Here is an 11,203-nt window from a genome sequence, read left to right as displayed (position 1 = left end):
TCGCTGGTGGGGGGCGATCCCTGAACGACTCAAGGGACCGGAAGATCAAGCGCTTCCGGATGTTGGTGGCGACTTAGGCCGATTGGCTGGCAGAGTCAACCTTGCGCGCCGGAAGCCAGTCATTGATCGCATCAACCAGCCGATGCGCGCCGCGCCCGCTGGAATAAGCCTCGACAATGGGATGCCGTCCGGCGCTCATGCCTTCATCCAGTATCAGGACAGGGCGATAGAGGGTCGATGTGCCATTGTCGCTACGTGAGGTCGTGCTTTCGGTTTCCGCGTGCGAGAGGTGCGAGAGCTCATGTTCCACGGCATCATATCCAAAGACTGACTGTCTGCGGATCAGGATGCTGTTATTATTGCGATCCAGTATGACCTGCACGCGCCGGACAAAGGCGCAAAATGCACCAAAACCCATGCCTCCGCCGAATAGTGCGAAGAAAATGCCGAACAAGATACCCTCGCCACCTTCACTGGCCAAGAAGACGCCCGCGCCGACAAATGCCAGAATGAAGAAAACCAGCGTGATGCCGATGAACCATGGCGTATTGGACAGGATCAGTTGGCTCGGAGTGTTGCGCGTGACTTTCATGGCGGCACGCTAGCACCGAATGCCGCGCCTGTCGTGGCTTGAATTTACCTGTCGGTTGGGCGATGAGCGCGCCATACGAGGAGGTTCCCATGGACGCATCATCTGTCTTTCAGGATACGTTGCCGCTCAGCTCGGATGCGCTTTTGGCGCAGTTGGATGAATGGGGGCTGCCCCATCGGTTGCATACTCATATCCCGCTGCGCACGGTTGAGGATGCAAAGGGGGTGGAAGGCCAGTTCATGGTGCCGGGTGAAAACACATTGCGGCTCAAGAACCTGTATCTGCGCGACAAGAAAAAGCGGAATTATCTAATGACGCTGGAACAGAGCCGCGAGATCGACCTCAAGGCGCTGGGCGCGGAGTTGGGGGTTGGCAACCTGTCCTTCGGCTCGGCGGATCGGCTGTTCCAGAACCTCGGCATCCGCCCTGGCGCGGTCAGTCCGCTGGCGATGATCAACGGCGTTGAGAACAACGTTAAGTTCTTCATGGACGCCGCCGCGCAACAGGCCGATGTCATCAACATGCACCCTTTGGTCAACGACCGAACCGTCGTTTTGTCGCGCGAAGACCTGATGGTGTTCTTTGATAAGATCGGGTGCGAGATAAACTGGCTGCCGTGATCACCCTTCAAGCGCTTCGTTCAAAGCGGCAGCGACATGGGCGGCGGAGGGGTTGACGAACAGGTGACCGTCCGCCTCGAACACCGGATCGTCCAGATGATCGGGGAAGGCCAGAGGCAACTCGGTACAGGCCAGCAAGATCGCGGTTCCGGGTGTGGCGTGTTTGTTGCAGAAGGCCAGCAGGCGCGCATGTGCGGTGTCGGATGCGCCGCCGTAGAAATCACTGTCGATCATCGCCTGCATCTCGGCGATCTCGGGCTCGGGCAGGCGTGTGTTTGCCGTGATACCCTCGGCGGCCAGCCGGTCGGCATAGTTTGTGGCCCGCATGGTGACTGCGGTTCCAAGGACCAAAGCATTGGTGGCGCCGGTCGAGGCGGTCGCGTCGGCGGTTGCGTCAAAAATGCTGAGAATAGGCATGGAGACGCCTTCGCGGATCGCGTGAAGCCGCGCGTGTGGCGTATTGGAGGCGATGATGCCGAAATCGCAGCCTGCGTGTTCCAAAGTCAGCAGTGCTTCGCGGAACACCGCGTCGAAAGCGGCCCAGCTGTCTTCGTCACCGGCCACGCCGCGCAAGGCGCGGGTTTTGGCTTGGGTGACGGATTCGATGGTCATGGGTGGGATGGGCAGCGGCGATCCGTGGCCGCGTTCAGCAAAATACCGACCCGCGCCTTCAGCGATCGCCCGGTAGTAGTCGACAGTTGAGGCCCAGCCAACACCACCCAATATTCCAATCTTTTTCATGTGAACCGTCCAGTCTGCCGATTTGCCTCGGCGCAGACTGGACGGTTCAAGGGGGTCAGGTCAATCAGGCTGCCAGCTTGGTGACAGCTTTCTGCGCATTGGACAGGGTTGTTTCGGGGTCCAGTGCCATGCGATCTGCGGCGATGACCTCGACATCATGGATGCCGATGAAGCCCAGAACATGCCGCGCATAGGTGGTGGCAAAGTCGATCTCGGAGCCCACCGCCGTACCGCCCGATGCAACAGCAAGGATGGCGCGTTTGCCTTCCAGCAGACCTTTCGGTCCTTCTTCGGTATAGGAGAATGTCAGACCGGCACGGGCGACCAGATCAATCCAGGCCTTGAACGCGGCGGGAACTGAGAAGTTGTAGATTGGCAGGCCGATGACGATCGTGTCGGCCTTTTGCAACTCGGACACCAATTCGTCCGACAGGGCCAGCAGGTCTTTCTGTACCGCGTCACGCTGGTCGGCGGGGGTGAAATTGGCGCCGATCCAGTCCTCGGTCAGCAGGGGCAGGGGGGTGGCCAGATCGCGGCGGATGATACGCCCGGCGTTCAAGTGGCGAACCACGCGGTCGGACAGATCGCGGGTGGCAGATCCAGTGCGGCGGGCCGAGGCGTCGATATGCAGGATGGTTTTGGTCATTTCGGGGTGTCCTTTGTTGCGGAATTACCTTCTGTTGCCCCAATATGGCTGTTGCGTGCATGAACAAAACTCGGATATATCAACAAGCATTGTTAGAATTTGCACATTGGATCAGATGCAATGGACAATTGGGATGAAGTGAGAACCGCCTATCAGGTGGCGCGCATGGGAACGGTCAGCGGCGCGGCGGATGTGCTGGGTGTGCACCACGCCACCGTGATCCGCCATATCGATGCGATCGAGGCGCGGCTGGGCGTCAAACTATTCCAGCGTCACGCGCGTGGGTACACACCAACCGAAGCGGGTGAGGACCTGTTGCGGGTCGCGCAGGCAACCGAAGATCAGTTCAACCAGTTGGTCGGTCGCATGAAGGGGCGCGGAGACGATGTCTCGGGCGAGATCGTGGTCACCTCACTGGCCTCACTGGCCCCGCTCATCGTACCGACGCTGACCGAGTTCCAGCAGACCCACCCGGGATTGATCGTGCGCTATCTGACCGGCGACCGCCTGTTCCGGTTGGAATATGGCGAGGCGCATGTGGCGATCCGCGCCGGGGCCGCGCCGGATCAACCGGACAATGTGGTGCAGCCGTTCATTCCACAAGAGGTCGGACTATTCGCTAGCAAGGCCTATCTCGCGCGCCACGGCAAACCTGCAAACGTTGCAGATTTCGCCAATCACTACTTCGTGGGCAATGATGATGAAAACAGCCGCGCGCCGTTTTCCCGCTGGCTGCGTGCCAACGCGCCGGAGCAGGCGATCACTTTCCGCTGCACCAATAATTTCTGTATGCGAGAGGCTGTTCTGGCCGGTGCAGGCATCGGCTTTATGGCCCGTTGGGAGGCCGCGCGCGATCCCGATCTGGTCGAGGTGATGGCACCGTTGCCCGAGTGGTCTGGCAAGCTGTGGCTGGTGACTCATGTGGATCTGCACCGGACCACTAAGGTGCAGGCTTTTCTATCCTTCCTGAAAGATCAATCCAAGGGCTGGCTGCCGTGACACCGCAGGCGCGCGGCCATCTGGCCATGCTGACATTCTCGGCTTTGGTGGCGGGCAGTTTCTCGCTTGGCTCAATGGCGGCAAATGAGATCGCACCGTCGGCGATCACGGCAGCGCGCTTTGCGATTGCGGCGGTTGTGATCGGCATCGCTGCGATTGCCACAACGGGCATTCCGCGCAGCGCGGCTCGGGCACCATGGCGCTATCTGGTGCTTGGCGGATTGTTCGGAGCCTACTTTGTCCTGATGTTTTACGGATTGAAAACCGCTCCCCCGGTCAGCGCGGCGGCGGTCTTTACGCTGACCCCGGTCATGTCGGCGCTGGCCGGGTGGGTGCTGCTGCGCCAGATCACCACCCCACGCATGGCGCTGGCCCTGACGGTCGGTGCGGTCGGTGCGCTGTGGGTGATCTTCAGAGCGGATTGGCAAGCCTTTCAGGTCTTCGAGATCGGAGGCGGCGAGATCATCTATTTCTGGGGTTGCGCCGCGCACGCCGTCTATACGCCGATGATACGGCGATTGAACCGGGGCGAGCCTGCGGTGGTGTTCACCTTCGGTACGTTGGTTGCGGGGTGTTTGATCCTGACGGTCTGGGGCTGGTCCGATATCCGTGCAGTAGATTGGGGCAACCTTCCCGGGATTGTCTGGGTGACGCTGCTTTATATCTCGTTGTTTGCGACCGCCGCCAGTTTTGTACTGGTTCAGTTTGCAGCCCTGCGTTTGCCCGCGGCAAAGGTCATGGCCTACACTTACCTGACGCCCAGCTGGGTGATCCTGTGGGAAATCGCCCTGGGACGTCCTGCGCCGACGGCATTGGTTTTGGTTGGTGCCGGGCTCACCGCTGTTGCGCTGTTGTTGCTGCTGAAAGGAGAAGACGCGCCTGCAAACACTCCGGTGCGCTCGAATTGAAGCTTGTGATTTCTACCTGATGTGGCAGCCTGCCTGTCACCACCAAGGAGCTGGGCCATGAAAACAATGTCACTTATTCCCGCATTGCTGGCGCTGTCCGCCTGTGCCCCCGGTGGCGCGAAAGACGCTGCAGAGGCGGACCTGCAAGCCAGCTGCGAAGCTCTGGTGGGCGCCGAAACCGGCACAGGGCCTGATGGTGTCAAAGCGATGTCGACCCAGTCCAGCCCGACAGGCTCGGTCACCAGCGTATTCGTGGCAGGGGCCGAGGCTCCGTGGCTCTGTCGTGCCGACCCAACGGGGGTTGTGACCGGGGTGGAATATAGCCGCGAGGGCTGAGCCTGCCGTTTGGATCGTCCCGACGGGTCAGACTGGCGAACCGCCCGGGTCGACATATCTCAGGATCAGGAGGACGCCAATATGTTCAAACACATCATGGTCCCGGTCGACCTGCACTTGCCGCCCGAGGTCAAGAAAGCCACCGAGGTTGCCGCGCAATTGGCCAAATGGCAGGGCGCCAAAGTGACCATCGTCAGCGTCACCGGCCCGCAGCCTGGGGATAGCCACCTGACAACAGACGCGATCAAACAAGAATTGCTGACATGCGCCAATGAAATCGCGATGCAAAGCGGGGCGCAGGTGGACACACGCAACATTCATTCGGTTGATGTCGCGGTCGAGATCGACAAGGACCTGACCCACGCAGCAGAGGAAATGGGGGCCGATCTGATTGTTGTGGGAACCCACGCACCCCGGATCACAGACTATATCCTGTCCAGCCACGCGGGATATCTGGCCAAACACGCCAGCATGTCGGTCTTAGTTGTGCGTTAGGCCTCATCCGGGGGCAGTTCAACTTCAAGAAACCGCTCGAACGCATCCAGATTGACCGGTTCGAACTGTCCGAACCCCTGCATCCAAACCGAGGCCGCACGAAGCGCGTCGGGTTCTAGTTTGCACCACTTCACCCGTCCGCGTTTTTCCTGAGAAATCAGACCTGCTTTGGTCAGGATCACCAGATGCTTTGAAATCGCGGCCAGCGACATTTCGAACGGTTCGGCCACGTCGGTGACGGCCATGTCATCTTCCAGCAGCATCGCTAAGATGGCACGGCGGGTGGGATCGGCGAGGGCTGCGAAGACAGTGTCGAGGTCGTTGGACATGGTTCCGCTGAACCATAGCCTGTGAGTTTGGTCAACCATTTGGTTGAATATGCGGATTCAGGCTTATCCGCCCGGTCAGCGAACTATACGCCATCGGCAGGTTTCACGCGGTCTGTGATTTTAATATAAAAATCATATACATAGCGACGTTTATGCTGCGGCTTCATTGCCGTTGACTCTGCGCTCTCAGCCCCTTAGCACCCTACCCAAGACTGTGCGAGGGAAACGCCCGTGACCGAAGATGACCAAAAGCAGCGTATGGCGCAGCTGGAGGCCAAGATCGAAGCGGCGAAAAAGGCCAAAGCGCCGAAACCTCGTGCGGATGCTGACGTATCCGGAGGCGAGCTTGCCTGGAGGATGGTCATCGAAATGGTTTCCGGTCTGGGGATCGGATTTGGCATCGGATACGGGCTGGACAGCCTGCTCGGGACGATCCCGATCTTTCTGGTGCTGTTCACATTGCTGGGCCTTGTCGCGGGCGTGAAGGTTATGCTCCGCAGCGCGAAAGAGGTTCAAGAGAAACAAGCGGCCGCAAGCGCGACCGAGAAGGACGAGAGGGACTGAACGTGGCAACCGAGACCACCGCAGAAAAAGGCAGCAGCCTGGCTTTCCATCCAATGGACCAGTTTATCGTCAAGCCGTTGTTCGGCGACGGTGCGATTGCCTGGTACACGCCCACCAACGTGACCCTGTGGCTGTTCCTGGCGATTGCGGCGATCTTTGCCCTGCTGGTTCTCAGCACGTCCAAGCGCGCCATTGTTCCGACGCGGATGCAGTCGGTGGCCGAGCTGGCCTATGGTTTCATCTACAAGATGCTGGAAGACATCTGCGGCAAGGAAGGCGTAAAGTACTTCCCCTATGTCATGACCCTGTTCATGTTCATCGTTTGCGCGAACTTCCTGGGCATGTTGCCCATGTCCTTCACCACCACATCGCATTTCGCCGTGACCATCCCGCTGGCGCTGGCCGTGTTCCTAACCGTGACCGTTTTGGGTTTCGTCAAGAACGGCGCTGCGTTCCTGGGCTTGTTCTGGGTCTCCAGCGCGCCGCTGGCGCTGCGCCCTGTTCTGGCGATTATTGAGCTGATTTCGTACTTCGTGCGCCCGGTCAGCCACTCCATTCGTCTTGCCGGTAACGTCATGGCAGGCCACGCGGTTATCAAGGTGTTCGCAGGCTTTGCCGCGATTGCCGTGATCTCGCCTGTGTCGGTTCTGGCGATCACCGCAATGTATGGCCTTGAGGTCCTCGTGTCCTTCATTCAGGCCTACGTCTTCACCATTCTGACCTGTGTGTATCTGAAAGATGCGCTGCATCCGTCGCACTAAGGTCCGAACCCCCAACATCGAAACTTCCAAATCGTAAGGAGAATTCTCATGGAAGGCGATCTCGCACACATCGGCGCAGGCCTGGCAGCAATCGGTTCCGGCGCAGCCGCAATCGGGGTGGGCAACGTTGCAGGCAACTTCCTGGCCGGCGCCCTGCGCAACCCTTCGGCGGCTGCTTCGCAGACCGCAACCCTGTTCATCGGTATCGCGTTCGCAGAAGCGCTGGGCATCTTCGCATTCCTGGTCTCGCTGCTGCTGATGTTCGCCGTATAATCTGCGGAACCTGATCCTTACGCGCAGATGGGCCCAAGCCATAGCGGCCCATCTGTTGTAAAGACAACGTTCCGACGGAGGACATCATGGCGACTGAACCCATTGCTGAAGAAGTAGTAGGCACATGCGTTGATTCCAGCGGCTACGCCGTCGGGATGCCGCAGCTCTGCTTCGATTGGTTCCCCAACCAGATTTTCTGGCTGGTCATCACGCTGGTCGTCATCTTTCTGGTCCTGTCCCGCGTGGCTCTGCCCCGCATCGCGGCAATCCTGGCTGAACGCCAGGGGACCATTACAAATGACCTGGCTGCGGCCGAAGATCTGAAGGCCAAAGCGGTCGAGGCCGAAGAGGCCTATAACAAAGCGCTGGCCGATGCCCGTTCTGAGGCTCAGCGTATCGCAGCGGAAGCCCGCGCCGAAATCCAGGCCGGTCTGGATGACGCGATTGCCAAGGCGGATGCGGAAATCGCTGCAAAGGCGGCTGAATCGGAAAAGGCAATTGCCGAAATCCGTGCAGGTGCGCTGGAAAGCATTCAAGTGGTTGCCAAGGATACGGCGGCTGAACTGGTCACAGCACTGGGCGGCGAGGCGGATGCCAAAGCCATCAACAGTGCAGTAGATGCGCAGACGAAAGGATAAGTGACATGCGGAACACTCTTGCCCTTATCCTGACCGTTGGTGCCGCCAGCCCCGCGCTGGCCGCAAGCGGCCCGTTCTTCTCGCTTGCCAACACTGACTTTGTCGTCACTCTGGGCTTCATCGTCTTTATCGCGGTCCTGTTCTACTTCAAGGTCCCCGGTATGATCGGCGGTGCGCTGGACAATCGCGCCGAAGGTATTCAAGCCGAGCTGGACGAAGCCCGCGCCCTGCATGAAGAAGCACGCAGCCTGTTGGCCTCGTACGAGCGCAAGCAGCGCGAAGTTCAGGGTCAGGCCGAAGCTATCGTTGCCGCGGCCAAGGAAGACGCGGTTCTGGCAGCTGAACAGGCTAAGGTCGATCTGGAAAAATCCATCGCGCGCCGTCTCGCGGCAGCGCAGGATCAGATCGCATCCGCCGAGGCATCTGCCGTCAAGGAAGTCCGCGATCAGGCCATCACCGTAGCGGTTTCGGCAGCCAACGCCGTGCTGGCCAAACAGATGACCGCAACGCAGGCGAACAAGCTGATCGATGCATCCATCGCGGATGTGGGTGAAAAGCTACACTGATCGCCTGGATCATATGATTTGAAAAACCCGAGGGCTTCAGGCTCTCGGGTTTTTTCTTTTCGTGGCTTCCAGTTTGAAGGATCAGACCTCTCCAGTCTCGTGCTTCAAACGCTGTTGCGCGATCTCTTCATTGCGCAGGGCCTTCTGCTGATCGGCCATGCAGCTTTTGACAAAGTTCAGATGATCTTCGACCGCCTTCCGTGCCCCTTTCGGGTCGCGGTCCTGCAGGGCTGTGTTGATGGCGCGGTGCTGGTCCAGAATTGCGTCGCGGGTGGTGCGTTGCTGGAACATGATCTGTCGGTTGTAGAATACGCCCTGCCGCAGCAGATCGAACATCGACCGCATCATATGCAGCATCACCACGTTATGACTGGCCTCGATGATCGCCATATGGAACTGGGCGTCCAGATGCGCCTCTTCTTCGGCTGCATTGCGGGCGTGGGCGTCTTCCATCTTGTCCAGTATGGTCTGCACCACCTTCAGATCGCTGCCCGAGCCCATGCGGGCGGCACGCTCAGCCGCTAGACCCTCCATGTCACGCCGGAATGAGAGATAGTCGAACACTGCCTCGTCGTGATTGCCGAACAACCGGATCAAAGCCGGCGCGAAGGCCGAGCCCAGCACCTCGGCCACATAGATGCCCGATCCGGCCTTGGCAGTCAGCAATCCCTGCTCCTGGAGGTCCGAGATTGCCTCGCGCAGCGACGGGCGCGACACGCCCATCCGCTCGGCCAGCTCCCGTTCCGAGGGCAGGCGTTCTCCGGGGCGCAGAATGCCGCGCAGGATCAGCAGTTCGATCTGGCGCACAACAGCCAGTGACAGTTTTTCGGTTTGAACTTTTTGAAAAGGCATCTGGCTACCACTTGGAATTGGTCAAGTCACTTGACCACGTTTGTAAGGGGCGTTCAAGTCGCTCACAGAGGTTGAAACATTAGGTCAGAATTATTGACATAAGAGGCGCATTGCCTAATCTGCGTCCCAAGGGCGGAGGAGGCCCCCTAAGATGGATCAGCTCTACGCCACCCGAACCGCACGGATGAAGGCTTCCGAAATCCGCGAATTGCTGAAACTGCTGGGCGAGCCCGGTATCATTTCCTTCGCAGGCGGTATTCCCGACCCCGCTTTGTTTACAGCAGAGGCTTTCGCCGAAGCGTTTCAAAATGCGCTTAGCCCAGATCAACAGGCGCAGGCGCTGCAATATTCGGTCAGCGAGGGCTATGCCCCGCTGCGTGAATGGCTGGCCGACCATATGCGTGGGATCGGCGTTACATGCGGCACTGACAACATCCTGATCACCTCGGGCTCGCAGCAAGCGCTGGATTACTTGGGTAAGTTGTTCTTGTCACCGGGTGATACTGCGTTGGTTGGGTGGCCCACATATCTGGGCGCGCTCAATGCGTTTGACGCTTATGAGCCGCGCTTTGACCAGCTTAGCATCAATGGCAATCGTGGGGCTGCCGAATTCCAGGCCGCCGCCGGCAACAGCCCGATCAAATTCGCTTATCTCTCCGCCGATTTTGCAAATCCGACTGGTGAGACGGTCGATCTGCGGGGCAGGGAGGCGCTGCTCGATCTGGCAGATGAATTGGATTGCGCAGTGATCGAGGACGGAGCCTATCAGGCGCTGCGCTATGACGGCGATCCGATCCCTCCGATCCTCGCGTTAGAACAGGCGCGCAAGGGATCGATCGAGAACTGCCGGACGATCTATTGCGGCAGCTTCTCGAAAACTCTTTCACCGGGGTTGCGGCTGGGTTGGGTGGTTGCAGCAAAACCGGTGATCTTGCAATTGGTGCTGCTGAAACAGGCGGCTGATCTGCATTCTTCTACGATCAACCAGATGGCGGTTTATCAGGTGGCACGGGATCGCTTCGACACTCATGTCCCCATGCTGCGCCAGACCTATGCCGCGCGCCGCGATGCGATGCTTGAGGCGCTCAACGAGCACATGCCCAATGGCGTCGACTGGACCCGACCCGAGGGCGGCATGTTCATTTGGGTCACTCTGCCCAAGGGAATGAACGGCGCCGACCTGCTGGCGAGGGCGCTGGAAACGGTCAAGCTGGCCTTTGTCCCTGGTCAGGCTTTCTATCCCGACGACACCGGGTCCAATACCATTCGACTGAGTTTTTCCAACTCGGATGAGAACACGATCCGCGAGGGTATACGCCGGTTAGGAGAAGTGTTGCGCGCCTGAACCGGGGAAAGGTTTCATTAACCATATTGTCGCTAATAAAGCAGCATGATCCGCGTGCTCGCTTTCCTGTGCCTCGCCGCCTGCTCGGGTGGTACACCCTATTTTCGCGACTTGCCCGCAACGCGCGTCGCGGTGAATGGCAGTATCTTCGACGTCCGCGTACGCAATGAACTGGCCGAGGCCGTCCGCGTGAACCCGCAATACGCGCCGCGTCTGGGTCCGATCCGTGACCGGGCCGCGCTGGCCATGGCACAGGTCTCGGGTTGCCCGCTTCTGGACGTTCTTGGCGATGCGGCCGTCACTGTGGGCGTGCTGGGCTGCGACCAGGAACTGGGGGAAAAACTGATTTTCGGCGCACTCCTTCGCCGTCCCTATGAATGCGTTGATTACGGATATTACGAAGACTACGGATATCAGGTCTTTGAATGCTCGCCTTACTGAGATACGCGAGACTCCGCGTAGTTTTGCCAAGATGTTGTGGATAACTTGGTCCAATCTCCCATATCCTGCGCAATCACGTTGACACCTCCCCCATCCG

Annotated in this window: 17 protein-coding genes; 12 read left to right on the top strand and 5 right to left on the bottom strand. The window is 59.2% G+C overall.

Annotation, left to right across the window (positions count from 1 at the left end; all coding sequences use genetic code 11):
• Positions 1-73: 73 nt before the first annotated feature.
• A complete protein-coding gene (locus ACR0JG_RS02890) occupies positions 74-592 on the bottom strand; it encodes a hypothetical protein (RefSeq protein WP_170818880.1) in 519 nt (172 codons plus the stop codon).
• 89 nt (positions 593-681) lie between these two features.
• On the opposite strand from ACR0JG_RS02890, the gene ACR0JG_RS02885 reads away from it, so the two are divergent.
• Positions 682-1,212 (top strand): prolyl-tRNA synthetase associated domain-containing protein, encoded by a 531-nt coding sequence (locus ACR0JG_RS02885; RefSeq protein WP_480567464.1) that lies wholly within the window; start codon positions 682-684, stop codon positions 1,210-1,212.
• Here ACR0JG_RS02885 and ACR0JG_RS02880 read toward each other — a convergent pair whose 3' ends face one another.
• Together ACR0JG_RS02880 and ACR0JG_RS02875 are read right to left on the bottom strand one after the other, a co-directional pair.
• Positions 1,213-1,953 (bottom strand): aspartate/glutamate racemase family protein, encoded by a 741-nt coding sequence (locus ACR0JG_RS02880; protein ID WP_170425141.1) that lies wholly within the window; start codon positions 1,951-1,953, stop codon positions 1,213-1,215.
• Positions 1,954-2,017: 64 nt separating this feature from the next.
• Complete coding sequence (locus ACR0JG_RS02875) at positions 2,018-2,599, bottom strand: FMN-dependent NADH-azoreductase (protein WP_480567463.1); 582 nt, start codon at positions 2,597-2,599, stop codon at positions 2,018-2,020.
• Positions 2,600-2,719: 120 nt separating this feature from the next.
• Between ACR0JG_RS02875 and ACR0JG_RS02870 the strand changes: the two genes are divergently transcribed.
• The 4 genes from ACR0JG_RS02870 to ACR0JG_RS02855 all read left to right on the top strand — a co-directional run bounded on the left by ACR0JG_RS02870 (position 2,720) and on the right by ACR0JG_RS02855 (position 5,337).
• Positions 2,720-3,598, top strand: a complete 879-nt coding sequence (locus ACR0JG_RS02870) for a LysR family transcriptional regulator (RefSeq protein WP_170609772.1) — start codon at positions 2,720-2,722, stop codon at positions 3,596-3,598.
• A complete protein-coding gene (locus tag ACR0JG_RS02865) occupies positions 3,595-4,506 on the top strand; it encodes a DMT family transporter (protein WP_170392652.1) in 912 nt (303 codons plus the stop codon). The genes ACR0JG_RS02870 and ACR0JG_RS02865 overlap by 4 nt, the downstream gene beginning before the upstream one ends.
• A gap of 57 nt (positions 4,507-4,563) precedes the next feature.
• The gene (locus tag ACR0JG_RS02860) at positions 4,564-4,842 is read left to right on the top strand and encodes a hypothetical protein (RefSeq protein ID WP_170425150.1); all 279 of its coding nucleotides are present in this window, start codon (positions 4,564-4,566) and stop codon (positions 4,840-4,842) included.
• An 81-nt stretch (positions 4,843-4,923) separates the two neighbouring features.
• Positions 4,924-5,337, top strand: a complete 414-nt coding sequence (locus tag ACR0JG_RS02855) for a universal stress protein (protein ID WP_170402365.1) — start codon at positions 4,924-4,926, stop codon at positions 5,335-5,337.
• Here the strand turns inward: ACR0JG_RS02855 and ACR0JG_RS02850 are convergent.
• Complete coding sequence (locus ACR0JG_RS02850; RefSeq protein ID WP_170392649.1) at positions 5,334-5,666, bottom strand: ArsR/SmtB family transcription factor; 333 nt, start codon at positions 5,664-5,666, stop codon at positions 5,334-5,336. The genes ACR0JG_RS02855 and ACR0JG_RS02850 overlap by 4 nt on opposite strands.
• A 231-nt stretch (positions 5,667-5,897) precedes the next feature.
• Here ACR0JG_RS02850 and ACR0JG_RS02845 point away from each other — a divergent pair, with 231 nt between their 5' ends.
• The 5 genes from ACR0JG_RS02845 (at position 5,898) to ACR0JG_RS02825 (ending at position 8,468) form a co-directional block, all read left to right on the top strand.
• Positions 5,898-6,230 carry an AtpZ/AtpI family protein gene (locus ACR0JG_RS02845; RefSeq protein WP_170392648.1) on the top strand — a complete coding sequence of 111 codons (333 nt, stop codon included), beginning with the start codon at positions 5,898-5,900 and terminating at the stop codon, positions 6,228-6,230.
• 2 nt (positions 6,231-6,232) lie between these two features.
• The gene (locus ACR0JG_RS02840; protein WP_170392647.1) at positions 6,233-6,991 is read left to right on the top strand and encodes a F0F1 ATP synthase subunit A; all 759 of its coding nucleotides are present in this window, start codon (positions 6,233-6,235) and stop codon (positions 6,989-6,991) included.
• A gap of 48 nt (positions 6,992-7,039) precedes the next feature.
• Positions 7,040-7,264 carry a F0F1 ATP synthase subunit C gene (locus tag ACR0JG_RS02835; protein WP_005981269.1) on the top strand — a complete coding sequence of 75 codons (225 nt, stop codon included), beginning with the start codon at positions 7,040-7,042 and terminating at the stop codon, positions 7,262-7,264.
• An 86-nt stretch (positions 7,265-7,350) separates the two neighbouring features.
• Entirely contained in the window at positions 7,351-7,902 is a 552-nt protein-coding gene (locus tag ACR0JG_RS02830) for a F0F1 ATP synthase subunit B' (protein ID WP_170402362.1), read from the top strand.
• A gap of 5 nt (positions 7,903-7,907) precedes the next feature.
• Positions 7,908-8,468, top strand: a complete 561-nt coding sequence (locus tag ACR0JG_RS02825; protein WP_170392645.1) for a F0F1 ATP synthase subunit B — start codon at positions 7,908-7,910, stop codon at positions 8,466-8,468.
• An 81-nt stretch (positions 8,469-8,549) separates the two neighbouring features.
• Here ACR0JG_RS02825 and ACR0JG_RS02820 read toward each other — a convergent pair whose 3' ends face one another.
• Positions 8,550-9,320 carry a FadR/GntR family transcriptional regulator gene (locus ACR0JG_RS02820; protein WP_170392644.1) on the bottom strand — a complete coding sequence of 257 codons (771 nt, stop codon included), beginning with the start codon at positions 9,318-9,320 and terminating at the stop codon, positions 8,550-8,552.
• A gap of 151 nt (positions 9,321-9,471) precedes the next feature.
• Between ACR0JG_RS02820 and ACR0JG_RS02815 the strand changes: the two genes are divergently transcribed.
• Both ACR0JG_RS02815 and ACR0JG_RS02810 read left to right on the top strand, forming a co-directional pair.
• On the top strand, positions 9,472-10,665 hold the full coding sequence (locus ACR0JG_RS02815) for an aminotransferase-like domain-containing protein (protein WP_480567462.1): 1,194 nt from the start codon (positions 9,472-9,474) through the stop codon (positions 10,663-10,665).
• Positions 10,666-10,710: 45 nt separating this feature from the next.
• Positions 10,711-11,106: a hypothetical protein gene (locus ACR0JG_RS02810; RefSeq protein WP_170392642.1), complete on the top strand. Its 396-nt coding sequence runs from the start codon at positions 10,711-10,713 to the stop codon at positions 11,104-11,106.
• Positions 11,107-11,203: the final 97 nt, after the last annotated feature.

It is taken from the genome of Ruegeria sp. AD5 (assembly GCF_056542345.1).
This window is presented reverse-complemented; position numbering and strand designations above follow the sequence as displayed.